26 protein-coding genes are annotated in these 25,122 nt (G+C 65.0%); 14 read left to right on the top strand and 12 right to left on the bottom strand.

The window, feature by feature from the left end; translation table 11 throughout:
* Nucleotides 1-140 precede the first annotated feature (140 nt).
* Nucleotides 141-1,424: an MFS transporter gene (locus tag EH209_RS03540; protein WP_126661571.1), complete on the top strand. Its 1,284-nt coding sequence runs from the start codon at nucleotides 141-143 to the stop codon at nucleotides 1,422-1,424.
* 197 nt (nucleotides 1,425-1,621) lie between these two features.
* Here the strand turns inward: EH209_RS03540 and EH209_RS03545 are convergent, their stop codons facing one another.
* The 3 genes from EH209_RS03545 to EH209_RS03555 all read right to left on the bottom strand — a co-directional run bounded on the left by EH209_RS03545 (nucleotide 1,622) and on the right by EH209_RS03555 (nucleotide 6,045).
* On the bottom strand, nucleotides 1,622-3,280 hold the full coding sequence (locus EH209_RS03545) for an outer membrane protein assembly factor BamB family protein (RefSeq protein ID WP_126661572.1): 1,659 nt from the start codon (nucleotides 3,278-3,280) through the stop codon (nucleotides 1,622-1,624).
* 255 nt (nucleotides 3,281-3,535) lie between these two features.
* A complete protein-coding gene (locus EH209_RS03550) occupies nucleotides 3,536-5,800 on the bottom strand; it encodes a CDC48 family AAA ATPase (protein WP_126661573.1) in 2,265 nt (754 codons plus the stop codon).
* Nucleotides 5,797-6,045, bottom strand: a complete 249-nt coding sequence (locus EH209_RS03555) for a DUF7127 family protein (protein WP_126661574.1) — start codon at nucleotides 6,043-6,045, stop codon at nucleotides 5,797-5,799. The genes EH209_RS03550 and EH209_RS03555 overlap by 4 nt, the downstream gene beginning before the upstream one ends.
* Nucleotides 6,046-6,266: 221 nt before the next feature.
* Here EH209_RS03555 and EH209_RS03560 point away from each other — a divergent pair, with 221 nt between their 5' ends.
* Entirely contained in the window at nucleotides 6,267-7,058 is a 792-nt protein-coding gene (locus EH209_RS03560) for an alpha/beta fold hydrolase (RefSeq protein WP_204747235.1), read from the top strand.
* Between the two features lie 116 nt (nucleotides 7,059-7,174).
* Here the strand turns inward: EH209_RS03560 and panB are convergent, their stop codons facing one another.
* Nucleotides 7,175-7,987, bottom strand: coding sequence for a 3-methyl-2-oxobutanoate hydroxymethyltransferase (gene panB, locus EH209_RS03565; RefSeq protein WP_126661575.1), 813 nt, complete (start codon nucleotides 7,985-7,987; stop codon nucleotides 7,175-7,177).
* Nucleotides 7,988-8,127: 140 nt separating this feature from the next.
* Here panB and EH209_RS03570 point away from each other — a divergent pair, with 140 nt between their 5' ends.
* On the top strand, nucleotides 8,128-8,361 hold the full coding sequence (locus EH209_RS03570) for a DUF5822 domain-containing protein (protein ID WP_012943727.1): 234 nt from the start codon (nucleotides 8,128-8,130) through the stop codon (nucleotides 8,359-8,361).
* 1 nt (nucleotide 8,362) lies between these two features.
* Here EH209_RS03570 and EH209_RS03575 read toward each other — a convergent pair whose 3' ends face one another.
* From EH209_RS03575 to EH209_RS03585, 3 genes are all read right to left on the bottom strand, one after another.
* Complete coding sequence (locus EH209_RS03575) at nucleotides 8,363-8,902, bottom strand: HAD family hydrolase (RefSeq protein ID WP_126661576.1); 540 nt, start codon at nucleotides 8,900-8,902, stop codon at nucleotides 8,363-8,365.
* Nucleotides 8,903-8,958: 56 nt separating this feature from the next.
* Nucleotides 8,959-9,954 carry a restriction endonuclease gene (locus EH209_RS03580; protein WP_126661577.1) on the bottom strand — a complete coding sequence of 332 codons (996 nt, stop codon included), beginning with the start codon at nucleotides 9,952-9,954 and terminating at the stop codon, nucleotides 8,959-8,961.
* Nucleotides 9,955-10,036: 82 nt separating this feature from the next.
* Complete coding sequence (locus tag EH209_RS03585; RefSeq protein ID WP_126661578.1) at nucleotides 10,037-11,167, bottom strand: acyl-CoA dehydrogenase family protein; 1,131 nt, start codon at nucleotides 11,165-11,167, stop codon at nucleotides 10,037-10,039.
* A gap of 146 nt (nucleotides 11,168-11,313) precedes the next feature.
* On the opposite strand from EH209_RS03585, the gene EH209_RS03590 reads away from it, so the two are divergent.
* Nucleotides 11,314-12,465 carry a twin-arginine translocation signal domain-containing protein gene (locus EH209_RS03590; RefSeq protein WP_126661579.1) on the top strand — a complete coding sequence of 384 codons (1,152 nt, stop codon included), beginning with the start codon at nucleotides 11,314-11,316 and terminating at the stop codon, nucleotides 12,463-12,465.
* Here the strand turns inward: EH209_RS03590 and EH209_RS03595 are convergent.
* From EH209_RS03595 to EH209_RS03605, 3 genes are all read right to left on the bottom strand, one after another.
* Nucleotides 12,421-13,368 carry a dihydrodipicolinate synthase family protein gene (locus EH209_RS03595; protein ID WP_126661580.1) on the bottom strand — a complete coding sequence of 316 codons (948 nt, stop codon included), beginning with the start codon at nucleotides 13,366-13,368 and terminating at the stop codon, nucleotides 12,421-12,423. The two genes, EH209_RS03590 and EH209_RS03595, sit on opposite strands and share 45 nt — an antisense overlap.
* 140 nt (nucleotides 13,369-13,508) lie before the next feature.
* Complete coding sequence (locus EH209_RS03600; RefSeq protein WP_126661581.1) at nucleotides 13,509-14,186, bottom strand: helix-turn-helix domain-containing protein; 678 nt, start codon at nucleotides 14,184-14,186, stop codon at nucleotides 13,509-13,511.
* Between the two features lie 362 nt (nucleotides 14,187-14,548).
* Nucleotides 14,549-15,820, bottom strand: a complete 1,272-nt coding sequence (locus EH209_RS03605; protein ID WP_126661582.1) for an HAD family hydrolase — start codon at nucleotides 15,818-15,820, stop codon at nucleotides 14,549-14,551.
* A 125-nt stretch (nucleotides 15,821-15,945) separates the two neighbouring features.
* Between EH209_RS03605 and EH209_RS03610 the strand changes: the two genes are divergently transcribed.
* The 4 genes from EH209_RS03610 (at nucleotide 15,946) to EH209_RS24375 (ending at nucleotide 19,149) form a co-directional block, all read left to right on the top strand.
* Complete coding sequence (locus EH209_RS03610; RefSeq protein ID WP_126661583.1) at nucleotides 15,946-17,043, top strand: glucose 1-dehydrogenase; 1,098 nt, start codon at nucleotides 15,946-15,948, stop codon at nucleotides 17,041-17,043.
* Nucleotides 17,040-17,690, top strand: a complete 651-nt coding sequence (gfcR, locus tag EH209_RS03615) for a transcriptional regulator GfcR (protein ID WP_008894513.1) — start codon at nucleotides 17,040-17,042, stop codon at nucleotides 17,688-17,690. The genes EH209_RS03610 and gfcR overlap by 4 nt, the downstream gene beginning before the upstream one ends.
* A 280-nt stretch (nucleotides 17,691-17,970) precedes the next feature.
* On the top strand, nucleotides 17,971-18,267 hold the full coding sequence (locus EH209_RS03620) for a hypothetical protein (RefSeq protein ID WP_126661584.1): 297 nt from the start codon (nucleotides 17,971-17,973) through the stop codon (nucleotides 18,265-18,267).
* A gap of 303 nt (nucleotides 18,268-18,570) precedes the next feature.
* Nucleotides 18,571-19,149, top strand: coding sequence for a DUF4399 domain-containing protein (locus EH209_RS24375; protein ID WP_211338314.1), 579 nt, complete (start codon nucleotides 18,571-18,573; stop codon nucleotides 19,147-19,149).
* Nucleotides 19,150-19,220: 71 nt separating this feature from the next.
* On the opposite strand, the gene EH209_RS03630 is transcribed toward EH209_RS24375, so the two are convergent.
* Entirely contained in the window at nucleotides 19,221-20,183 is a 963-nt protein-coding gene (locus EH209_RS03630; protein ID WP_006108914.1) for a transcription initiation factor IIB, read from the bottom strand.
* Nucleotides 20,184-20,345: 162 nt separating this feature from the next.
* Here EH209_RS03630 and rnhA point away from each other — a divergent pair, with 162 nt between their 5' ends.
* Entirely contained in the window at nucleotides 20,346-20,939 is a 594-nt protein-coding gene (gene rnhA, locus EH209_RS03635) for a ribonuclease HI (protein WP_126661585.1), read from the top strand.
* Between the two features lie 67 nt (nucleotides 20,940-21,006).
* Entirely contained in the window at nucleotides 21,007-21,645 is a 639-nt protein-coding gene (locus EH209_RS03640) for a DUF7108 family protein (protein ID WP_126661586.1), read from the top strand.
* Nucleotides 21,646-21,684: 39 nt separating this feature from the next.
* Here EH209_RS03640 and EH209_RS03645 read toward each other — a convergent pair whose 3' ends face one another.
* Nucleotides 21,685-22,044, bottom strand: a complete 360-nt coding sequence (locus EH209_RS03645) for a PadR family transcriptional regulator (protein ID WP_008894507.1) — start codon at nucleotides 22,042-22,044, stop codon at nucleotides 21,685-21,687.
* 204 nt (nucleotides 22,045-22,248) lie between these two features.
* On the opposite strand from EH209_RS03645, the gene EH209_RS03650 reads away from it, so the two are divergent.
* The 4 genes from EH209_RS03650 to EH209_RS03660 all read left to right on the top strand — a co-directional run bounded on the left by EH209_RS03650 (nucleotide 22,249) and on the right by EH209_RS03660 (nucleotide 25,083).
* A complete protein-coding gene (locus tag EH209_RS03650) occupies nucleotides 22,249-22,779 on the top strand; it encodes an inorganic diphosphatase (protein WP_126661587.1) in 531 nt (176 codons plus the stop codon).
* A gap of 156 nt (nucleotides 22,780-22,935) precedes the next feature.
* Entirely contained in the window at nucleotides 22,936-23,067 is a 132-nt protein-coding gene (locus tag EH209_RS24920; protein WP_282957083.1) for a hypothetical protein, read from the top strand.
* Between the two features lie 177 nt (nucleotides 23,068-23,244).
* On the top strand, nucleotides 23,245-24,588 hold the full coding sequence (locus tag EH209_RS03655) for an alkaline phosphatase family protein (RefSeq protein WP_126661588.1): 1,344 nt from the start codon (nucleotides 23,245-23,247) through the stop codon (nucleotides 24,586-24,588).
* Nucleotides 24,589-24,669: 81 nt separating this feature from the next.
* On the top strand, nucleotides 24,670-25,083 hold the full coding sequence (locus EH209_RS03660) for a DUF371 domain-containing protein (protein ID WP_126661589.1): 414 nt from the start codon (nucleotides 24,670-24,672) through the stop codon (nucleotides 25,081-25,083).
* Nucleotides 25,084-25,122 lie beyond the last annotated feature (39 nt).

Consider the following 25,122-nt stretch of genomic DNA (forward strand, 5'->3'; position numbering starts at 1 on the left):
ACCGTAGTTTCCGTCTCGGTCTCATCGACCGAGCGATTTCTAAAGCCCGAATTCCCATCGACACTCAAACACGTTCGCATCCCGTTTCCGAGTCCTGAAGTAGCCGGACGCGAACCGGCCAGTATCGACTGATCGACGAGATGACGCTGAACGACAACGACCGATCGATCGCGGCCTTCGCGATGCTCGCCCACGCGACCGTCCACTGGTTCGAACTGGCCATTCCGATCTTTTTGGTCGTCTGGCTCGAGACGTTCGAGATCTCCATCGCGGCCGCCGGCGTGGTCGTCGCTGTCGGCTACGCGCTGTTCGGCATCGGCGCGTTGCCGGCCGGACTGCTCGCCGATCGCTACGGACCGAAACGGCTCGTGTTGGCTTGTCTCGTCGGCATGAGTCTCTCCTTTGCCACGCTCGCGCTCGCGACGTCGATCTACGCCATCGCGGCCAGTCTGATCTGCTGGGGGATCACCGCGAGCGTCTACCACCCCGCCGGCCTCGCGCTCATCAGTACCGGCGTCGAGGAGCGCGGGACGGTCTTCGCCTGGCACGGCATCGCCGGGAACGTCGGCATAGCGCTCGGTCCGTTCGCGACCGCGACGCTGTTGCTCGTCCTGGACTGGCGGGTCGTCGCCGTCGCGCTGGCGGTTCCCGGCGCACTCGCCACGCTGTACGGGCTCCGGGCCCGGTTCGATCCGACCGCGGCCGTCGCGAACGACGACGGGTCGGTCGCCGACGGGTCGAACGACGCGCTCTCCGCGGGCGAGTTCGTTTCGAACACCCGATCGCTGTTCACCGGCTCCTTCCTGCTGGTCTTCGCCGTCGTCACGGTCGTCGGCCTCTACTACCGGGGCGTCCTCACCTACCTGCCGGAACTCCTGAACGGGCTCCCGGCGATGGCGGGAATCGAACCGCCGGCCGCGCTCGAGGAACTCTCGCTGGGCGACTACGTCTACGTCGCGCTGCTCGTCGCGGGGATGGCAGGCCAGTACGTCGCCGGAAAACTGACCAGCCGCGTCCCCGTCGCCCGCGGGCTGGTGGTGGTCTTCGTCGGCCTCGCGATCATCGCCGTCACGTTCGTCCCGGTGTCCGCGATGGGGGTCGCGTCGATCGTGCTGTACTGTACCGTCCTGGGCTTCGCGCTGTTCGCGATCGAACCGTTCTACCAGGAGGCCGTCGCGGTCTACACGCCGGCCGACGCCCGCGGGCTCTCCTACGGCTACACCTACCTCGGGATGTTCGGCCTCGGCTCGCTCAGCATCGCCCTCGGAGGCTTCCTGCTGGACCACGCGACGATGACGGCGCTGTTCGCGACGCTCGCGGCGATCGCGCTCCTCGGCGCCGTGATCGCGCTCAAACTGCTGGTCGGACCGGCGCCCGGCAGCGAGTCGGCGTCGTCGGACTCGACGACCGCTGCCGACGACTGACCAGGTGCGAGACGGAGGCCGTCGTGGGCGGTCCGACTCGAGCCAGTAGCTGAATTGTTTCATCTTCGCTCGAAGTCCAGTAAACGCCCAGTACTGGGACTCTGGGTCGTCGGACACGGTGAAAATATAATCGGCAAGGCGAGGACTTCGATACTTGTTCAGTGATCGCGTCCTAATTTGCCCAACCCGAGACCCCCTTACTCAGGCGGTTCGTTCACATCGGTCGATTCGTCGGCGCCGGCCTTCCGGCGCAGCCACTCGAGGCCGAGCGCCCCGCCGAGAAGTCCGCCACCGGTCGTGAAGCCGGGCACGTTATCGGCGTCAGTGTTGTTCTCGGAGGCCGTCTCGTTTCCAGCGTTCGTCTCGTTTCCAGCGTTCGTCTCGTTTCCAGCGTTCGTCTCGTTTCCGGTGTCCCCATCTCCGGTGGTTCCGTTCCCGACATCGCCGTCATCGACGGACTCTCCGTCGCCACTGGTTCCGTCGTCAGCCGGATCGTCGTCCGGACAGGGGCACTCGTCTTCGTCGCCGCTGTCGTCTTCTCCCGCGTCGCCGTCGTCTTCGCCGTCCTGCTGATCGTCTCCCTCGTCGGATCCGTCTCCCTCGTCATTTCCGCCGTCCGTGTCGTCGTTCTCGTCGCTCTCGTCGGACTGGTCGTCCGTATCGGTTTCTTCTCGAAGCGCCACGAGATCGCCGTCGTGGTCGACGTAGATCGTCTCGCCGCTGATCGCACGGATCGTTCCGACCGGCACATCGTCCGTCGAGAGCGCCCACTTCACGGACCCGTCGTACTTGTTCAGGGCGACGAGGTTTTCGTCGTAGTCCCGCCACTCGGGATTTGGGGGCCCCCCATTCCGAGTGAGATACGCGAACACGGTTTCTCCGCTAATGACGGCTTGCCCGTAGGTGTACAGAACGTCGAGACTCCAACGGTATTCGTCACCACGGATCGAACTGCCGCCGTACCCGTGGTCGCTGCCGCCGCCGACGTAGATTTCCTCGCCGAACGCTATTTCGCGGAACCCGTAACCGACGGCTACAAACTCGCCTGTTTGGGCATCACACAACGGCCACTCTGCGGAGCCATCGGCGGCGTAAGCGACCGCTTCCGACGTCGCGTAGACGGCATCGGGTTGGGAGTTGATAGTTCCCGTTTGCCAGACTTCGGCACCGGTCTCGGGCTCGAGAGCGATCAGACCGGCACCGGTGACGCTGTAGATCACGCCGTTTGCCGCGGCGGGCGCCGCAACGAACTCGTGCTCGTCATTGTCGCTGCCGACCGATTCTTTCGCCCACCGAACCGAGCCGTCGTCGGCCTCGAGCGCGTACAGCGTGCCGTCGACGACGACGTACACGCCGCCGTAGGCGACCGTCTGCCAGACGATCTTCGCCTCGGGATCGAACTCGCTCTCCCAGCGGACGCTTCCGTCCGACCGGTCGAGCGCCACGATTTCGTCACCAGTGAAGAAGACGCTCTCGCCGGCGACCGACGGATCGCTCGCGTCCACGTCCGCGTTCTTCCAGACGACGGTACCGTCCGCGGCGTCGAGCGCGACGACGCCGTCGTCGGTCGACGCGTAGACCGTCCCGTCGGCGACGGCGACGGAATCCGCGCCCGCGCCCTCGACGGACCACGCGGCCTCGAGTGCACCCCCGTCGAACTCGTGACCGTCCGCGACGTACCTGGCGTGACCGGGGCCGCCTCGATGTGACGGCCAGTCCTCGTTCGGTCCCGGATCGCGATCCGGATCCGGAAGCTCGTCCACGTCGGCCTCGGAGGCTCCGGCCCCGGCCGAAGCGAGTCCGGTTCCGATCGACAGCGCTGCACCAGTCGCCAGCACGGATCGACGTTTCCACATAGTTACACGAGCCAGCACGAATACCACTCATAACTGTATGTAGGAAATAAAATGATTCAGGAAATACAATTGCCTCAAACGAGAACGGTTACACCCCTATCCTGTAGTTAATCTGACTTTTTAGCTGTGCAAGCGTCTCGAAACCTCCCGCAGTCAGCGCTCTCTCGCGGGTTTTCGGACGCTCTGCTATCGAACGAGCGGGTTATGGCCTAAAAACGAAAAAAACCGCGACCGACGACCGCTACGAGGTCGCCCTTACTGGAAGGTGCGACCGAGCTGTTCCTCTTCCTGGGCCGGTTCGGCGGTGTCGAACTGCTCTTCGATCTCCTCGTACTGCTCGCGCGTTTCGGGGGTCACGCTCGGGTTGACCTCCTCGAGGGCGTGCTCGAAGTGCTCCTTGCTGATGCGGACGTTGCCGATGGTGTCGGCCATCTCCTCGGGGTCGACCGAGTTGATGAACTCGCGGCTGGCGGCCATCGACGCCTCGCGGGTGACCGCTTCGATGTCGGCGCCGACGTAGCCCTCGGTCTCGCTGGCGAGCCAGTCGAGATCGACCGCGTCGGCCAGGGGCTTGTCGCGGGTGTGGACCTCGAAGATCTTCTTGCGAGCCTCCTCGTCGGGAACGGGCACGTGGACGTGGCGGTCCAGCCGTCCGGGACGGAGCAGGGCCTTGTCGATCAGGTCCGGTCGGTTGGTCGTGGCGATCACGACGACATCCTCGAGTTCCTCGAGGCCGTCCAGTTCGGTCAGCAGCTGGGAGACAACGCGTTCGCCGACCCCGGAGTCGCTCTGCTGGCGGCCGCGCTGGCCCGCGATCGAGTCGATCTCGTCGAAGAAGATCACGGTCGGGGCGTTCGCGCGGGCCTTCTCGAAGACCTCGCGGACGCCCTTCTCGGATTCCCCGACGTACTTGTTCAGCAGTTCGGGGCCCTTGATCGAGATGAAGTTCGACTGGGCCTCGTTGGCGACCGCTTTGGCGAGCAGCGTCTTCCCGGTGCCCGGCGGGCCGTACATGAGGACGCCCTTGGCGGCCTGCATGTCGAGTTCGTCGAACACCTCGGGATAGTCGAGCGGCCACTGGACGTTCTCGCGGAGCCGCTCTTTGGTATCCTCCAAGCCGCCGACGTCGTCCCAGGTGACGTCGGGTACCTCGACGAAGACCTCGCGCATCGCCGAGGGCTGGATGCCCTTGAGCGCCTCCTTGAAGTCGCCCTCGGTGACCTCGAGCGTCTCTAAGACCTCGGCGTCGATCTCGTCTTCCTCCAAGTCGAGGTCGGGACGGATGCGACGGAGGGCGTTCATCGCGCCCTCGCGGGCGAGGCTCTCTAAGTCGGCCCCGACGAAGCCGTGGGTGTTCTCGGCGTACTGGTCGAGGTCGATCGACTCCTGGAGGGGCATCCCGCGGGTGTGGACCTGCAGGATCTCCTTGCGGCCGTCCTTGTCCGGGACGCCGATCTCGATCTCGCGGTCGAATCGGCCGCCACGTCGGAGCGCGGGGTCGATGTCGTCGATGCGGTTGGTCGCCGCGATGACGGTGACGCGACCGCGCTCCTCGAGCCCGTCCATCAGGCTGAGCAGTTGTGCGACGACGCGCCGTTCGACGTCGCCGCCGGCGTCTTCGCGCTTGGCGGCGATCGAGTCGAGTTCGTCGATGAAGATGATTGCGGGGGCGTTCTCCTCGGCCTCTTCGAAGACCTCGCGGAGTTGCTCCTCGCTCTCACCGTAGTACTTCGACATGATCTCCGGGCCGGAGATCGTCTCGAAGTGGGCGTCAATCTCGTTGGCGACGGCCTTGGCCATCAGGGTCTTCCCGGTGCCCGGCGGGCCGTGCAGCAGGACGCCCTTCGGCGGCTCGATGCCGAGCTGCTGGAACAGCTCGGGGTGGCGCATCGGCAGCTCGATCATCTCGCGAACCTGGTCGAGCTCGTTGTCTAAGCCGCCGATGTCCTCGTAGGTGACGTTCGGGACCCCCTCGGTGGAGGCGCCGCTACCCGAACTCACCTGCTCGGCGGGCGTCTCGGAGATCTCGATGTTCGTCGAGTCCGTGATGACGACGGTGCCCGACGGCGAGGTGCTCGCGATCTTCAGCGGCACCGACTGGCCGGAGCTGGCCATCGGGCCGAACGAGAGCGAGAACGGCACCGTCTGGCCCTCGGTGACGGCCTGTCCGGACAGCTTGTCGCGGACGAGCGGCCCGATGTCTCCGCGAATGCGGAGGTTCTGGGGCAGCGCGACCGTGACCGACTTGGCGGGGTTGACGTCGGCGGGCTCGACGCTGACGTTGTCGTCGATCCCGACGTCGGCCTCCTGGCGGAGACGGCCGTCGATTCGGATGATCCCCCGTCCCTCGTCCTCCGGGTAGCCGGGCCAGACGCGCGCGACGGCCTGGCTGTCGCCCGCGCCCTCGATTACGATGTAGTCGCCGTTCTCGAGGTCGAGCTCGCGCATCGAGACGCGGTCGATCGCGGCGAGTCCGCGGCCGGCGTCCTTCTGTTTCAGTGGTTTAACGGTGAGTTTCATAGATCGCCCTCCACTTCGACAGTCAGGACCCCGTTTTTGATAAACGTGTGCGCGTCGTCTGCACCCACGGGGAGTTCGAACTCGTACTGGTCGTCGTCGACGACGACGATGACCGTGCCGTCGACGGTGTCGACCGAAGCCGACGCGTGTTCTGCCCCGAAGTCGACGGCTAACACGGTCTCGTCGCCGTACTCGTATCGACGGGCTACCTGCCCCTCGTCTTTGGTGAATTGCTCGAGAGTCATGCTGTAACTAACCCAATGTAAGCGCTTCTAGTATATAAGAGTTTTGCCGACAAACCCCGGGAGGGCGTCGGGGTCGGCTCGAAGACGGTTGTTCGTAGTTCACAGCAGAGCGGCTGGATTCGGACGGCCGTTGAACGGTCGCGCGGTTCGAATAGGTCCGGGCCAATCGGATGCCCGAGCCGGATCGAGTCTTTATCCCTGTTCCTGTCGTTCGACTACGTATGGAGACGGTATCACACCACGGCCGAGAGACAGCCTACGAGGTCGCCGACCGCGGCGGGGACGGGCCGCCGATCTGCTTCGTCCACGGGAGCGGCAGTTCGCGCGACGTCTGGTCCGCCCAGCACCGCCTCGCTGATCGCAACCCGGTCGTCGCGCTCGATCTGAGCGGCCACGGCGACTCCGACGACATCGACGCCAGCGCGGGCTACGCGACGCTCTCGGCGTACGTCGACGACGTGCTGGCCGTCCTCGAGGCGACCGACAGCCGCATGCTGGTGGGCAACTCGCTGGGCGGCGCGGTCGCCCTGCAGCTCCTGATCGAACGCGACACCGATCTCGACGCGGCGGTGCTCGTCGGCACCGGCGCCCGGCTCGGCGTCTTGGAGGACTTACTCGACTGGCTGGCCAACGACTTCGAGCGCGCCGTCGAGTTCCTTCACGGCCCGGATCGGCTCTTTCACGACCCCGAGCCGGAACTCGAGGAGGAGTCGAAGAAACAGCTCCGCGAGACCGGCCAGGCCGTCACCCATCGGGACTTCCTGACCTGCCACGAGTTCGACGTGCGCGACGACCTCGGCGCGATCGACGTCCCCGCGCTGGCGCTCTGTGGCGAACACGACCAGCTGACGCCGCCGTGGTACCACGAGTACCTCGCCGAGGAGATCGACGACGCCTGGATCGCGGAACTCAAGGACGCGGCCCACCTGGCGATGGTCGAGCAACCGACCGCGTTCAACGCCGCACTCGGCGAATTTCTTGATATCGTCTTCGAGCGGGGCGACGCGGCGTAAGGCGGCCTGGCTCTCGCTCGAGATCGACCGGAATCGGAGCGACGAATCGATGAGTCGGAGAATCGACGCCGCGACGACTCGAGTTCTCGGTCGATACCGAGCCGCAACCGGTCAGTTCAGTAGAGGTCCTCGAGGTCGCTCTCCTCGTGGCTGTGTTCCTCGGCCGGGAACGTGCCGGATTCGACGGCGTCGACGTAGTCGTCGACGGCCGATTCCATCTCCGTGCGGACGTTACCAAATTGCTCGGAGAAGGAAGGCGTCCACTCGCTGATCCCGACGGCGTCGTCGAACACGAGCACCTGCCCGTCGCAGTTCGGGCCGGCGCCGATGCCGATGGTCGGAATATCGAGCGCCTCGGTGATCTCGGCCGCGACGTTCGACGGCACGTGCTCTAAGACCAGCGAGAACGCGCCGGCTTCCTCATGTTCGATCGCGAGTTCGAGCATCCGCTCGGCGGCCGCCTGATCGGTCCCCTGTCGGGGGTAGCCGCCGTACTGGTTGACGTGCTGGGGCGTCAGCCCGAGGTGGGCCATCACCGGAATCCCGAGCTGGACCATCTTCTCGGTGAGGTCGACGGTGTGGGGACCGCTCTCGAGTTTGACCGCCTGCGCGCCCTCCTCTTTGAGCATCCGACCGGCGTTCTCGATGCTCTCACTCTCGTCGACGCCGAAGGAGAGGAAGGGCATGTCGGCGACGACCAGCGCGTCGTCGGTGGCCCGCGAGACCGCGCCGACGTGATGGGCGATTCCGTCGACGGTAACGGGAACCGTCGTCTCGTGGCCCAGCACCACGTTCCCGACGCTGTCGCCGACGAGAATGATATCGACGCCCGCGTCGTCGACGATCTCGGCCGTCGGCGCGTCGTAGGCCGTCAGCATCGTGATCGGTTCCTCGCCTGCCTGCTCCCTGACGTCCCGTACGGTTGGCATACACACAGGTTCGTCGCCGACGATTAAATGGCTCCGTTTCCGACGCACTCGCGGCGGATCTGGATAGCCGACGGCGGTCAGCGACCGTAACGGCGAGGAAATACGCGGTTATTAAGAGGGCCGGGCCGCCACTGTCTGCCGTGCCCGAACGCGTCGAAACGACGAATCCGGAGGGAGTCGACTACGGCTGGGTGATGCAGGTCACCTTCGTCGCCACGATCCTCATCGGCGCGCCGATCGTCGCCTTCCTCTCCGTCAACGCCGATCTGCCGTCCTGGGGTGCCCGCGCGGAGTTCGCGGTCCGCGTCGGCGCGCCGATCTGGTTCTGTACCGCTCTCGTCGTCTTCGCGTACGCGAAGCGCAACCAGGCCTGACTCAGACGCCCGAGGGGCCGTCGCCGACGAACTCGAAGGCGATGCCCGCCCGTTCGGCGGTCAGCCGATCCCGGTCCGAATCGCCTACGAACAGCGCCCGCCCGGGCTCGGCGCCGAGTTCGCCGACCGCCTCGAGCAGCGGTTCCGGATCCGGCTTTCGGGTCGCGACCGTGTCCCGGCCGACCACCGCGTCGACCGCCTCGGCGAGGCCGTGTTCCTCGAGGGCGATCCGGCAGGCCGCCTCGCAGTTCAGCGAACAGACCCCGACGGGGACTGCCTGCTCGAGGAGTTCGTCGGCATGGGCCAGCCGCGGAGCCGTCTCGGCGCCCGCGCGCTCGTGAGCGGCGATCGTCGACTCGACCTCGGATCCGAGGCCGACGTCGCTCGCGGCATCGAGCAGGTCCCACAACTCCCGACTCGGCGGCTCGATATCCGCGGTCTCGTAGATTTCGAGCACGGCGGCGGCGACGGCGTCCCAGTCGACGTCGAGATCGGCGAGCGTTCCATCGAGATCGTAGACGACGGCGTCGTAGTCGGTCACGCGTGCTGATACGACCGGGAAATGAATATACTGTTCGCCGTCGATCCACGGCGAAGCTACCGATACGATCCCGGCTTGAGGCCGTTCACGTCGAGGAGATCGCAGAGGCTGCGCCCGTCGATGAGTTCGACGCCGGTCGCGTCGTCGGCGAACCGCTCTGCAGGAGTCGTGAATCCGGAACTCGTGACGAGAACCGCGCGGTCAAACTCGCTCCGTGCGGTCTGTCCGGCGACCTGCTGCGTCTCGGGTCCTGTCGCCGACGTCTCGAAATATCGCTTGACCTGGATGGCGATCCGTTCGGCGTCGGTCGCGGCGACGACGTCGATCCCGCCGTCCGGACCCGCTCCGGTCTCCTCCGTTCGATACCCCATCGCGTCCCAGAGGTCGGCGACGAGGGACTCGAACTCGAGGGGGTCGAGCGATTCGAAATCGGTTCGCTCCCACGAGTCGGTCGGCTCCGAGGCGGAGGCATCCTCCTCGAGTCGCGCCGTCGCCCACGCCGCCGCCTCGCGGACGTATTCAGACTCGTCGCGGAGTCGGTCCTCGAGCGCGTCCCGAGCGTCGTTCGACTCGAGGGTCCCGAGTGCGAGACACGCCGTTCCCCGAATCCGCGCGTTCGGATCGTCGAGGCAGGCCCGGAACGCGTGGGTTGCGCCACCGATCGCGTACGGCATCCGGACGGCGAGGTGGTAGAGACAGCGAAGGGACAGCCCTCGTTTGAGGTCGTTTCCGCTGGTCAGCAAGGCGAGCAGGTCGTCGACGCGATCCGCGAAGGCCTCGGGCGGCTCCTCGGCGACCGCGCTAAACGTGATCAGCGTTCCCTCCGCGAACTCGTCCGACGTACGCAGTTCGTGGAAGAACGCTGCCGGATCGTCGACGAACAACGCCGGATCGTCCTCGAGGAACCTGTAGACGGCCAGCGTGAGTCGTTGGTGTAGTTCGTCGTCGTCGACCGCGTCGGCCAATTCCTCCAGTTCTTCGAGGAGTTCGCGCGTTCGCTCCCCGTCCGCGGCGCGTTCGAGCGCCGCTTCCGCGCGCTTGCGAGTGGGCATTCATCCGCAATCGTCGCCGAAGGTGAAAGAAGGCCGCGTCTCGCCCGTAGCGCAGTCCGTTCCGTCCCGGTCACGGATTAGCTCACTCGAGTAGTTCTCGAGCGATCACGGTCTTCTGGATCTCCGTGGTCCCCTCGTAGATCTCGGTGATCTTGGCGTCGCGGTAGAGGCGCTCGACCTCGCCTTCGGTGACGTAGCCGTAGCCGCCGTGGATCTGGACGGCCTCGTTCGTGACGAACATCGCCGTCTCGCTCGCGAAGTACTTGGCCATGCTGGCCTCGAGCGCGCCCGTGCCGTCGGTTTCGTGGCGCGCCCGTGCGGCGTGGCGGGTCAGCAGGCGCGCGGCCTTCGTTCGGGTGGCCATCTCGGCGAGTTTGTGTCGGATCGACTGGATCTCCGCGATCGGGTCGCCAAACTGCTCGCGCTCCTGGCTGTAGGCCAGCGCCTCGTCGAGGGCCGCCTGCGCGAGGCCGACCGACTGGGCGGCGATGGCGATTCGCCCGCCGGTGAGAATGTGAAAGGCGGCGGAGAGGCCCTGGCCCTCCTCGGTGAGCCGGTTTTCCGCCGGAACCCGGACGTCGTCGAAGGTCAGACTCGTGGTGTCGCTCGCACGGAGACCGAGTTTATCCTCCTTCTCGCCGACGGTGAGGCTGTCGACGTCGCCGGGGACCAGAAACTGCGTGACCGAGTCCGGGTCGTCGCGGTCGGTCTTCGCGAAGAGGATGTAGACGCCGGCGCGTTGCCCGTTCGTAATCCACTGTTTCTCGCCGTTAATGACGTACTCGTCTCCCTCCCTGCGGGCCACCGTGGACATCTCGGCCGGGTTCGACCCCGCATGGGGTTCCGAGAGCGCGAACGCGCCGACCGGGCGGCCCTCTGCCATCTCGGGTAGCCAGCGCTCTCGTTGTTCGTCGCTGCCGAACTCCGCGATACAGGAGGTCGCCAGCGAGTGGACTGATAGCGCCGTCGCCACCGCCAGTGCGCCGTAGGCAACCTCCTCGTTGACGATCGCGGCGGTGAGCGGATCGGCGTCGTACCCGCCGTACTCCTCGGGGACCGTCAGCCCCGTGAGGTCGAGATCGGCGAGGCCGTCCCAGATGTCTTCCGGGAACGACTGGGTCTCGTCGGCCTCCCGCGCAACCGGTCGGATCTCTTCCGCGGCGAACTCGCGGACCGTGTCCCTGATCGCGGCCCGTTCGTCGGACTCCTCCATACGGGCCGGACGACCGCCGGACACATAGTCTCCCCCGTCGGTCCATCGACGGGCGCCACAGATTTGTTATAGGCGTGATAGGTAAACAAGAGATAAATAAAAGCGAACCAGAAATACTATTTGGAGTTACTGTATCTGATGGTGTAATGTCTGAGGACATCACCAGACGGAACTTCCTACGAACTAGCAGTGCGGGCGCGGCCGCGGTCGGTCTCGGGGGACTGGCCGGGTGTACGAGTAGCCTCCCGTTCGTCGGCGACGGCGGCGCGTCGAGCGCCGACGTCGACTCGTGGCTCGTCGACCCCTCGTTCACGGACCTCTTCCAAGACGACGAACTGTCGAACGATTACCAGAGCGCCGAACTACAGAGCAACGAGCAGCGAAACCGAACGTTCAACGGCGTCGTCCCCCAGGCCATCTTCGACAACGAGGAGGAACTCATCACCTACTGGCCGCTCCAGCAAGGGTCCGACCGGCGGAGCAGAGTCGGTGTGAGCGCGAGCGACCTCGATTGGCAGCTCTCCCAGCGCGTGAACTACGAGTTCACGTACTCCTACAGCACGGGATACAGCGACAGGGAACGGACGAAACGGCAGTCGCTCACTGTCGTCACGTTTGCGGGGTCGTTCGACCCTGCGACCATCGAGGAGAATCTGAACGACTGGGCCGACGATCAATTCCCCGAGGACAGCGACAACGGCCTCGAGAGCGCCGGCGAACGCGAGGGGTTCGATCTCTACGAGACCGATGGACGAGCCTTCGGCGTCAGCGACGAGTACGTCGTTGAAGCGGACGGCGACGGCTATCTCGATGCGACCGCCGCGCTCGAGGCGGCGATCGACGCCCACGCGAACGCGGACGGGCGCTGGTCCGAGACGGACGACGGCGAGACGTTGCTGTCGTCGTTCGATAACGGACATATGGACGACTCGACCGTTCACGAGTCGGCCGAGTCGCGGTTGAAGACGCAGTTGGGGCTGCCCAGTGACACCGACCTCGGCGACCTGTCCGACGAGGAACTCGCCAATCGGAAGAAGGCCAACGACTTCGGCGACTGGGAGGAGGGGTTGGTCGGGACGGCGACCGCGCACGAGTTCGACGGCGACTCGACCGATCTCCGCAAGGTCTACCTGTACGAGAGCGAGGGCGCCGCCGACGCGGACACCCTCGACGACTACGTCGATTCGAACCGCGACATCGGCGATGAGTTCGCGACGCTCGAGGACTACTCGATCGACACGGACGGCCGGACGCTACTGCTCACCGGAACCGTTCGAACGAGAGCGCTCATCATGTAACTCGAGCGCCTCGAGTCGCTCGCGCAGTTCGTCGGCCGACGCCTCGTCTTTCAACCGGAGCGGGCTTCGGAGCGGCCCGGCGTCGAATCCCCGGAACCGCAGAGCGGTCTTGACGCCGGACATGTACCCGCCGCCGTGTTTGAACGCGTCGCGGACGTCGAACACCCGGCTCTGCAGTTCGCGGGCGCGCTCCTCGTCGCCGTCGTCGTAGGCTTCGTAGACGTCGACGACGAGTTCCGGGAAGACGTTCGCGACGGCGCTGACGAGACCGGAACAGCCGATCTCCAGCCCCGTAAACAGCAGCGAATCCGACCCCGCGAGGAAGGTCAGGTCGGGGTGGGCATCGATCGCCTGGGCGAGCCAGGGGACGTTCTTGCTCGAATCCTTGACGCCCGCGAGGTTATCGATCTCGGCGAGTTCGTCGAGCGTCTCGAGGGCGAGTTCGTTGCCGGTCTTGCTGGGGATGTGGTAGACGTAGACCGGCAGGGAGACGGCCTCGGCGACGCGCCGGTAGTGGGTGAGCGCGGCCTCGTGGTCGACCGGATAGTAGTAGGGCGTGACGACGACGATGCCGTCGGCGCCGACGGATTCGGCGTGTTCGGCGTGGGTGATGGTCTCGTAGGTGCTCGGCGCGCCGACGCCGGCGATGACGGGAACCTCACCGCCGACTTCGTCGACGACGGCCTCGACGACGCCCTGCCGTTCCTCGCCGGTCAGCAGCGGGAACTCGCCGTTGGTGCCCAGCGGGAAGACGCCGTGAACGTCCCGGTCGACGACGAAGCGGGCGTGTTCAGCCGTCGTCTCGTAGTCGACCGATTCGTCTTCGTGGAACGCGGTGATCGTCGGCGGGACGACGCCGTGGAGGCCCAGCGGGTCGCCGGCTCCGGGTTCGTGGTGTGACATAGCCGTTCGTCCGCCGTGAACGGCTATAAAAGACAGCCTTACGGCACGTTCGATCGACGGGATGGTTCTGGGCGTTAGAATCAGCGATCTCGCGTTCTGACGCCGTTCGGCGCGATCCGCACGCCGATTCGACCGGACCGCTACTCGGTCGCCAGTTCGCCCGTTGGTTCGTCGAGTTGCTCGCTGGCGAGCACGCGGTTGGCCCGACGGAGCCGCTCGGACAACGCCTGGTGAGAGATATCGAGTTCGTTGGCCAACTCCTCGAGCGAAATCTCCCGCGGGACGTCGTAGTAGCCCTGGCGGTAGGCTTCGGCGATCGCCTCCTGCTGGGGCTCGGTCAGCGCCGCGGTCGTCTCGAGGTCCTCGTCCTGGCCGGCTTCGACCATCCGGCGGACGTCGACGCGAGCGCCTTGTTCCTCGATGGCCGAGACGGCGTCGGAGAGTTCCTCGCGCTCGGGGAAGAGCAGTCGGAGCGTCCACTGACCCTCGCTGACCTGCGCGTCGAGTAGCGTGCCGCCGTTGGAGTAGACCGCACAACAGACGGAACCGACGTCCTCGCCGTACTGGAGGCGGTAGAACCACTCGTCGTCGTCGGTGTTCTCGAGGAGTTGCTGGTAGTCGGCGACGGTGGGATCGTCCTCGAGGGCCTCGTCGATCACGTCGGGATCGACGTTCGAGAACCAGACGAGAGGCGTCGTCCGCACCGGGCCCTCGGCGACGACGCTTTCGACGCGGACTTCCATCTCCGGCAGTTGCTGTAACGTCTCGGCGAGCGCGAACTCGTCGGTCGAAAGCGTGAGCTCTGCGATCGTCGTCATCGGTCGATCACCCCGTCGGTAGAGCTCGAGTCCGGTCGATGAACGATGCCGCTGTCGTACGTGTGTGGGGACCCGAATCGTCTCATAATTATCTCGCCGATCCACGTCAGGGGTGGCGAGAGCGCCTGTCGGCACTCGGCGATGCCGGCGTGCTCGTCGGCGCCACACCCGCTCGGATCGTGCTATCACTCGATAGCGCTCCCGTCCGGTTGATGAGCAGGCTTTTGTCTTCCAGCCGTTTAAGACAGCTGCTCACCATCGATGACGGTCAGCACGTCGGAGCTGTTAGGGCGGCAGAACGATCGGTCGCATCCGTCCGACGCGAGCCACGAGAGACGAATACGTCGACTTCCGCTCCCGACTCAATCGAGTCGCGCCAGTCTGTTCATCGCATATATCGTCCGCAGCACGTCCACGCTCTTCCCGCGGTCGAAGACGAGTTCGTCGGTCTCGAGGACGTGCTCTAAGGTGTCCTGGGAGGCGTGTTCGGGCGCCGCGGCGATCCCCGCGTCGTGTTCGTCGGCCCACTTCATCACGCGCAGGTCGCTCTTCGAGTCGCCCATCACGAGCGAGAACGGATCGTCGACGCCCAACACGTCCAGCGCGCGTTCGACGCCGACGACCTTGTTCAACTCGAGGCTGCCGATCTCGGCCGCGTCGGCCTCGTAGTAGGCGACGTCGATCCGGTCGAGGACGGCAGTCAGCGGCTCGGGGACGGCGTCGCCATCGATGTCGGGATAGCCGCCCTCGCTCTCGAGGACGCTCCTGATCTCGGGGTCCTGATCGGCGTAGAAGGCCCGCGTCCAGTCGGTGACCGTCTCGCCCGCGAGCTCGATCTCTCCGTCGTCGCGCGACGCCTCGAGGGCGGTGCCGACGGCGTCGGCCAGCAGGTCGATCAGGTAGACCAGCGCCGCGTCGATGGTCTCCCGGGCCTTCGCGGAGCCGGTCTCGTAGTTGGGCTTCATCGTGATGTTGAACTCGTTGCCCTGCAGGTGACAGCCCCGCCGGAGGCCCTCGGGAGCCTCGGGAAGCACCCGCGCGCGAACGTCGTCGAAGACGTCCCGGATCTCGGCGTCTAACTCCTCGTAGAGCAGTTGCTTCGTGTCGGCGCCGTGGCCCGGCGTGAACACGCCCGTCCCAGCCTCGTAGACGATCGAGAGGTTCCCCGAGTGGACGATTTCGCTGCCCAGCCCCTGGATGGCAAACCCCTTGACGTTCTCCAAGGTCTGGCCGGTACAGATGACGATCGGAACGCCCGCCTCGTGGAACTCCGTCAGGACGTGAAGCGTGTCGCGGGGAATCTCGTTGTCCGTTCCCCCCGCGGAGCGCAACGTCTCGTCGACGTCCAACACGAGGACGTTGACCGCGCGGCCGTACTTGGCCTCGAGGTCCAGCGCGGTGAAGGCCTGATCGCGGTCGGCGCGGGCGGCGACCTCCGCGAACGTCTCGCCGGCCGCGAAGTCGCCACGGATCTCGTCCTTCCGCCGCTCGAGTTCCTCGTTGGCGCCCTGCCAGTGCTCGAGTGCGACGCGGGAGTCGATCGCCGGGAAGACGTCGACGAACGCCTGGTACTCCCGCAGCCGGTCCGTGTCGTACTCGTCGTAGAGCCGATAGACGAGATCGTATCGTTCCATGGGAGCTACTGACAGGAGCAGCCGGATAATCGTTTTCAGTGCCGGCGACGACGCGCGAGAGAGGCCGCTGTGTTTTTACTCGAATAGGAATAAATACTTAATCCTGCGGTGCGTAGGCAGTTCGCATGAAAGCTATCGCAGTTGAGCCCGGGGCGGGGACGCCGTCGTTGATCGACCTACCCGTTCCCGAACCAGCACCCGGCGAAGCCCTCGTTCGGACGCTCCGCGTCGGCGTCGACGGCACCGACGACGAGGTCATCGCCGGCAGTCACGGCGGCGTCCCCGACGGCGACGACCGCCTCGTCCTCGGTCACGAGGCCGTCGGCGTCGTTGAAGATCCCAACGGCACCGACCTCGAGGAGGGACAGTACGTCGTCCCAACGGTGCGTCGACCGCCGGCGGGAGTAGAGACGAACGACTACTTCGAGCGCGGCGAGCCCGACATGGCGCCCGAGGGAGCGTACGTCGAGCGCGGAATCGTCGGCGCCCACGGCTTCATGGCCGAATACTTCACGAGTCCCGCCGACTGCCTCGTACCGATCTCCGCCGACCTCGCACCGGTCGGCTTCCTCGTCGAGCCGATCAGCATCACCGAGAAGGCCATCGAACACGCCGCAGCGGCGCGGTCAGCGTTCGACTGGCAGCCTGAATCCGTGCTCGTCCTCGGTAACGGCTCGTTGGGCCTGTTGACGGCGGCGATGTTCCGGACGACAATGGGGTACGACCGGGTCTACTGTCTGGGCCGGCGCGACCGACCCCACCCGTCGATCGCCATCCTCGACGAACTCGACGTGACGTACATCGACTCCCGCGAGACGTCGGTCCCGGAGATTCCGGAGGTTTACGAGCCGATGGACGTCGTCTACGAGGCCACCGGCTACGCGAAACACGCGTTCGAGTCAATCGAGGCGCTCGCACCCAACGGCGTCGCCGCCCTGCTGGGCGTCCCCGGCGACTGGAGCTTTGAAGTCGAGGGCGGTCGCCTCCACCGCGAGCTGGTCTTGCACAACAAGGCCGTCGTCGGCAGTGTCAACTCGAACCGCGACCACTTCGCGTCGGCCATCGATACGATGGCCGGCCTGCCGTCGTGGGTCATCGAAGACGTCGTGAGCGGTGTCTACGGCCTCGAGGAGTACGAACGGGCGTTTGCGGACCCGACCGACGACGCGACTGCCGACGACGACACGACTATAAAAACGGCCGTCGAATTCAGTCACATATGAAAAACGTCGACGACCTCATCGAGAGCGCGGCCGAGCTCGCAGCCCGGGGCCTCTCGAAGGGAGAGATCGCGGACGAACTGAACGTCTCCCGGGAGACGGCGAGCTGGCTCGTCGAGCGCAGCGACGCGACGACACAGCCAAGCGACCGACCGCAGAACGGCACCGCGAGCCCCAGCGGCCCCCAGGACATCCACGTCGATTGGTCGGCTATCGGCCGGGACAGCAAACGCATGAGCGCGATCGCGGAGGCGATGGCCGACATGCTCGCCAAACACGGCGAGGACGTCGATCTGACGATCGGCATCGAGAAGGCCGGCGGCCCCATCGCGACGCTGGTCGCCCGGGAACTCGAGACCGACCTGGGAACGTACACTCCCGCGAAACACCAGTGGGAGGAGGGCGACATCGATGAGTTAGGCGGCACGTTCAGCCGGAACTTCGCGGGCATCCGCGACCGCGAGTGCTACATCGTCGACGACACGATCACCAGCGGCACGACGATGCGCGAGACCATCGAGGCCATCCGCGCGGAGGGTGGCGAGCCGCTGGCCTGCGTGGTCCTCGCGGACAAGCAGGGCGTCGAGGAACTCGAGGGCGTTCCCGTCTACTCGCTGTTGCAGGTCATCAGCGTCGGGAAGGAGGAGTGACGGGCGACGGTCGCGGTCACCGCGCCGTCGCAACTTGGAAGCGGGAGCAGCCGCCGGCTCAGTAACGATTCGTTTTCCGATTCGACGTCGCCGAGTCGGTGTACCGGTTTCGCCCGTAACCGTCGCCTCGGTTGCCCGTAACCGTCGCCCCGATCGACCGATACCGGACCGTCGGTCGCACCTCGATCCGGACGACGTAAACACGCGTTGGCGTCGGCGCCTCGCGGCTAAGCTCCGAATTCTCTTGGCACTCACTCGCCGGCGGTCTAGCGAAGCCACAATGGCGATCCAACCTACTCGCAGACGATTGATCGCACTGAGCAGTACGATCGGTCTCGCGGCGCTGGCCGGCTGTGGTGATGGTGGTGGCGGTAACGGTGAAGACCAGGAGGGACCGGAGGAAGAACCGGCGGCGCCGGAAGACAACGAATCGGAGACGCCGGAAGAAAACGAAAGCGAGGAGGAGAACGGTTTCGCGACCAACGAGACCGAAGACAACGAAACAAACGAGACTGACGGCAACGAGAGCGACGGCAACGACTCCGAAGAAAACGAAACGAACGGCGGCGGCGAATAACGTCGTCGAGGTGCGTCTCCGTCCCGAATCGGATCGCACCGCGCACGGACTTCGCCGCAGGATACCGGTTGCGCTTGGATCGGGACGGTGCGTGTTCCCCTCGAGCGCCGGGACGGGCTGGCTCCGTAGCGAACGCAGGGCGTGGGTTTTTCGCCGTGAAGCCGCCAAATTGGATACAGATTGCCGTCTCCGTGAGTCGACGGCGTGCTCCGCCGGCCGGCCGCAGTTTGGCGTTAAGCGGCCGCCGGGAACGCCGCCGATCGATCGAACTCGATCACCGTACCGCCGCATTATCGATCTCCAATGACACGAACACCGACGCGACGCCAGTACCTCACCGCAAGCGCTGTGGCCGGAGTCGCCGCGATCGCCGGCTGTGGCGGCGACTCAAACGAAGACGAAGGACCCGACGAGAACGAGACCGACGACGAACCCGTCGAGAACGTCAACTACTCGGATCCGGAGGGCGAGCTCGCGTTCGTCGACCCGCAAGACGGCGCCGAGGTCTCGAACCCCGTCGGAATCGAAATGGAGGTCGAGAACTTCGAACTACAGCCGGTTGGCGAGGATACGACGCCCGAGAACGGGGCCGGACACCTCCACGTGATCGTCGACGAAGGCTGTGTCGAACCGGAGTACGTGATTCCCCTGGAAGACGGCTTTTACCACCTCTCGGACGGCGAACTCGAGACCGAACTCGAACTCGAGCCGGGGGATCACGACCTCTGTGCCCAGGCCGGTGACGCCCAGCACAACGCCTACGACATGACCGACGAGATCTCGATCACGGTCACCGAGGGCGACGGCGGGGAGAGCGGAAACGAGAGCGCGGACGGTAACGGGAACGAATCCGACGGCGAGAGCAACTCGAGCGACGAGTAATCGCCTTCGGAGCGTTGTGCAGTCGCTGGTGATGGGTAGCGCCGATAAAAGACGGGACAGTCGTGGACGAGTTAGCCGTGGATTCCCATCGCTTCAATCTGTTCCTGGTACCGATTCCGGATGGTCACTTCCGTGACCTGCGCGACGTCGGCGACCTCTCGCTGGGTCTTCTTCTCGTTACAGAGCAGCGAGGCGGCGTAGATCGCGGCGGCCGCGTAGCCGGTGGGCGACTTGCCCGAGAGGAGTCCTTCCTCGGCGGTCTTCTCGATGATCTCGTTGGCCTTGGTCTGGACTTCCTCGGAGAGTTCGAGTTCGGAACAGAAGCGGGGGACGTACTTTTTCGGGTCGACGGGGCGCATCTCGAGACCGAGTTCCTGCGAGATGTACCGATACGTGCGACCGATCTCTTTGCGTTCGACGCGAGAGACTTCCGAGATTTCCTCGAGGGAGCGCGGGATGCCTTCCTTCCGACAGGCGGCGTACAGCGCGGAGGTGGCCACGCCTTCGATCGAGCGGCCACGGATGAGGTCTTCTTTCAGTGCACGGCGATAGATGACTGAGGCGACCTCGCGGACGGACCGAGGGACCCCGAGCGCGGAGGCCATCCGGTCGATCTCGCTGAGCGCGAACTGTAGATTCCGCTCCCCGGCGTCTTTGGTACGGATGCGTTCCTGCCACTTGCGCAGTCGGTGCATCTGACTGCGCTTCTTCGAGGAGATGGAGCGACCGTAGGCGTCTTTGTCCTTCCAGTCGATGGTCGTCGTCAGTCCCTTGTCGTGCATCGTCTGGGTCGTCGGCGCGCCGACGCGGGACTTCTCCTGTCGCTCCTGATGATTGAACGCCCGCCACTCCGGGCCGGGGTCAATTTTTTCCTCCTCCACGACGAGCCCACAGTCTTCACAGATGAGCTCACCCCGGTCGGAGTCCTTTACGAGATTGTCCGATTCACACTCGGGGCAAGCGCGTACCCCTTCCTGATCCTCGGTCTCGTCCGTCTCACGCGTTCGCTCCCGCTGGCGGGTGGACCGTGTCATCGCACTTTTATAGTAGTATCACCATCGCATATAAATCCTTGGACGGTGTTTTCCGCCACTGAGGAATATCTGTCGATATCGGGGACTACAGCGCTTCAGAAGCGATGTTTACGATTTGATACCGGAAAGACTTTATCCGATTCCAGCGGACATCGGCAACGAATGCCGGTCATCGAGTGCGACGTCGAGACGGCTCGAGCACGACTCGAGGAAGCAGGGGTGTCGGTCGAGTCCGGAAACACGGATCACGAGCGTTGGCGGGCGAGCCGCGGCTCTGCGACGGCCGTTGCCTACGACGAGAAGGTCGTCATCCAGGGATCGAACCCGCGGGATCTCGAGGCGCTGTTGCGCGAGAGCAGCGGTCGCGCGCACGTCTACTTCGACGGCGGCTCGCGCGGGAACCCCGGCCCGGCCGCGATCGGCTGGGTGATCGTCACCGGCGACGGGATCGTCGCCGAGGACGGCGAGACGATCGGAACGGCGACCAACAATCAGGCCGAGTACGAGGCGCTGATCGCGGGCCTCGAGGCCGCTCGCGACTACGGCTACGACGAGGTCCACGTCCGCGGCGACTCCGAACTAATCGTCAAGCAGGTCCGCGGCGAGTACGACACCAACAATCCCGAACTCCGCGAAAAGCGCGTCACCGTTCACGAACTGCTCGGCCCATTCGACGAATGGACTCTCGAGTACGTCCCGCGCGAGGTCAACGACCGCGCGGACGGGCTCGTGAACGAGGCCCTCGACGAGGCCTGAGCCGGCCCGTCCGGCCGGCCGGCGCGGATCGGCAAGGGAAAAAGTCCTCGAGGCCGTACGGATCGGTATGACTGACTCGAACGAATCGCTTGCCGAAACCGGCGCCGACTCCGAGGACGGAGCCGGCGACCTTGAGACCACGGAACTTCCTGCTGACATCGTCGACGAGGCCGAACGGCTCACGCGGATCGCACGCGAGACGCCCGACGAGAACGAGGCCGAAGCGCGCAGGGAGCGGCGCGCGACGCTTCTCTCCGAGTACAATTTCACCGCCCGGGTTCGCGACGACGACGGCGGCGACACCCTCGTCCTCCATCCCGCGGAGTGGCACGACAGTGAACAGGGCGTCATCCGGACCGACCGAATCGCCGACCTCTCGCGCGCGGTCGAAATCCCCCTCGAGGGAACGGGCGATCCGGACGATTGGAACGACGTCGCGGCGCGCAACCGGGAACTTGTCGAGCGCGTCCGCGAGAACCACGGCGACGTCCACGGTGACAACGCCGCGACGCTCGCCGATTTCGCGAGCAACCACTACGCGAAGCCGATCGAGGAGCTCACGGACGCGGAGCTCCGGGAGTTCCGTACCGAGTACTTCGTGAGAAATGCGTGGCCGTCCGCCGAACAGCGGGACGCGATCGCGGAATCGATCGAGCTGATCTCCGAGACGGCCGATCGTTCGGTCCCCGACCGTCGGGGCCGATAACCGCAACGAGTGGTTCTGGTGGAATCGCAGCCGCGGTCGTTAGTAGCTGTTCTCGACGATGTCGCGGATCTCGTCGGCGCGCTCGTCGTCAGTGACGATCTTCGAGAGCGACCACTGGACGCCGTCAAGGACGGCGTCGTAGCCGTCGTCGGTCAGCGAGTACTGGTTGGTTCGCTTGTCGAGTTCGCTCTTCTCGACCAGCCCGAGGTCGACGAGTTCGTCGAGGTTCGGGTAGAGACGCCCGTGGTTTACTTCCGTTCCGTAGTAGTCCTCGAGTTCGCGCTTGATCGCCAGGCCGTACATCGGCTCTTTGGCCAGGATCGTGAGGATGTTGGTCTGGAACGCGGTGAGTTCGCGTGCAATACTCTGTTCGCCGGTGATTGATTGTGCCTCTGACATACTTGTGCAAATGTCACCAGACTATTTAAGACTTGTCAACTAATCCCTCGTATGCGCGATCGGCAGCTAGCCGATCGACTCTGCGACCGCCGGACACTGGTGGGTCTTGTCCGGATCTCATGTCGTGTATCTGGCAACCGTCGTCTACAATGTGACACTCGATTACGAAAGTACTTTTTGATCCACCGATGGAGTCTCCGGTACATGGTCAACCTCTGGGAAGACCTCGAGACCGGACCGAATCCGCCAGAAGAGATCTACGCCGTCGTGGAGTGTCTCAAGGGCGAGCGAAACAAGTACGAGTACGAGAAGGACATCCCGGGCGTCGTCCTCGACCGCGTGCTCCACAGTAACGTCCACTATCCGAGTGACTACGGCTTCATCCCGCAGTCGTACTACGACGACGAGGACCCCTTCGACGTGCTCGTCCTCGTCGAGGATCAGACGTTCCCCGGCTGCGTCATCGAAGCTCGCCCCGTCGCACTGATGAAGATGGACGACGACGGCGAGCAGGACGACAAGGTCATCGCGGTCCCCAGCGAGGATCCGCGCTACGACCACATCGAAAATCTCGACGACATCCCCCAGCAGCAACTCGACGAGATCGACGAGTTCTTCGCGACCTACAAGAACTTGGAGGAAGGCAAGGAAGTCGAGACGCAGGGCTGGGAGGACAAGCAGGCCGCCTACGACGCGATCGAACACGCACAGGAGCTCTACGAGGAGAACTTCTAGTCGTTCCCGCGGCTCGCCACGCCGTTTTTTCGCGCTGCCAACGACAGTTCCACCAGCGGTCGCTCCCGGATTCGCGCGAGTTATGTTCGTCCGCGCGGCTCATGCATTATGAGCATGGGTAATTTTATCCCCCTCGCAGCGGTACGTCTATTCGTCATGGCAGCCACCAACCCGTCCGCGCGAACGTCCGACGACGACGCCGACGTCCCCGAGTCCGGCGTCGGTATGGCCCACCTGACGGTCGTTCCCGAGAACTTCGATCCGGCCGAGAGCGACGAGGACGAGTAAGCCGCCGCGCTCGTCGCAGGCCTCGAGTCAGTCGTTCGAGCGGTCGTTACATCGTCGTCCGGGACCGAAGCCGTCCCGCCGTCGGTGCCGTACGGTCCCACGTGAACTAGTGTCAGTTCTTCTCAACACAGTGTCTCGAAACGAAGGTTCTTGTATGCGGTCGAACTACCCACGCCTATGGGTCTGTTCGATCGACTGCGGGGCGACGATGCCCCCCGTGTCGCGTTTATTGGGGTCGATGGCGTGCCGTATAGTCTCCTCTCGGAGAACGAAGAACTGTTCCCGAACTTCGCCGCGATCGCCGACGAAGGGACGGCCGGCGAGATCTCGAGCATCGTTCCGCCCGAGTCCAGCGCCTGCTGGCCGTCGCTGACGACCGGGGTCAACCCCGGAGAGACCGGCGTCTACGGCTTTCAGGACCGCGAGGTCGGCACCTACGACACCTACGTCCCGATGGGACGTGAGGTCCAGGCCGACCGCGTCTGGGACCGCGTCCAGGAGGACGGCCGTAAGGCGACGGTGATGAACGTTCCCGTCACCTTCCCGCCCCAGCGCAACGTCCAGCGGATGGTCTCCGGATTCCTCTCGCCCGGGCTGGAGAAGGCGGCCTACCCTGACGACGTCCGCGACTATCTCGAGACGCTGGACTACCGGATCGACGTCAATCCGAAACTCGGCCACCAAGAGGACAAATCGGAGTTCATCGAGGACGCCCACGCGACGGTCGACGCGCGCTTCGAGGCCTTCAAACACTACATCGAGGAGGACGACTGGGACCTCTTCTTCGGCGTCTTCATGACGACCGACCGGGTCAACCACTTCCTCTTTAAGGACTACGAGCGCGACGGCGAGTACAAGGACGAGTTCATCGAGTTCTACCAGAAGGTCGACGACTACATCGGTCGACTCCGCGACGCGCTGCCCGAGGACGTCACCATGATCGTCGCCTCCGACCACGGCTTCACCAGCCTCGACTACGAGGTGCACTTCAACGAGTGGCTCCGGGAGGAGGGCTGGCTCTCCTTCAAGACCGACGACCCCGAGGAACTGGGCGATATCGCCGACGATACCAAGGCCTACTCGTTCATCCCGGGTCGGTTCTACATCAACCTCGAGGGCCGGGAACCGCGCGGTTCCGTCCCCGAGGACGAGTACGACGAGGTTCGCGACCAGCTCAAGGCCGATCTGGAAGCGCTCGAGGGCCCCAACGGCAACAAGGTCGTCGAACGCGTCGTCGAGAAGGAGGAAGCCTTCCGCGGCGACCACGACGACATCGCGCCGGACCTGGTCGCGATCCCGAACAAAGGCTTCGACCTGAAGTCCGGTTTCAAGGCCGATTCGGACATCTTCACGAGCGGTCCGCGAAACGGCATGCACAGCTTCGACAACACGTCGCTGTACATGGACACGCCCGAAGCCACGATCGGCGACGCCGACCTCTTCGACATCACGCCGACCATCCTCGACCTCCTCGAGGTCGACTACGGCCGCGGCGAGTTTGACGGCGCGAGCCTGCTGTAGGTCCGCGGCGTCGCGCTCGAGTCCGTCCGGATTCCGAACCCAATTCGAGGCCGTTTTCTGCCCGGCAACGAACCGACGGGCATGGAAGAAGTCATCCGCGCCAGCGGTCACGAGAACGTCTCCGCGGAGCACGCGAGCACGTTCGAGGTAACGACCGACGACTATCTCACTCCCGCTGGGGACTGCATCCTCGCCGTTGAGGCCGACCGTGCGCCCGCTGACTTCGATCCCGAGTTCGTCGAGGCCTGCCGGGACCGCGAGGCCACGATCGCGTTCACGATCGACGCAGGCGGCTGTACGGAGACCGTCGAGGGGCGCGGCGATCCCGACCTCGAATTCACCAACGAGCGCAGCGCAGTCGGACGGACGAGCGACTACGCCGACGACCGGACGATCATGAACGGCGCCGAGTTCGCGGCCGAGGGGTTCGACCGCGAACTCGTCGACGCGCTGGCCGACGGCGCCGAGGTAACGGTGACGATCAGCGTCGAGTGAGTCGGTCGCGATAGCGTCTCGGAAGGCACCGGTATAGTT

Origin of the sequence: Haloterrigena salifodinae, from assembly GCF_003977755.1 — an archaeon.
Lineage (GTDB): Archaea > Halobacteriota > Halobacteria > Halobacteriales > Natrialbaceae > Haloterrigena > Haloterrigena salifodinae.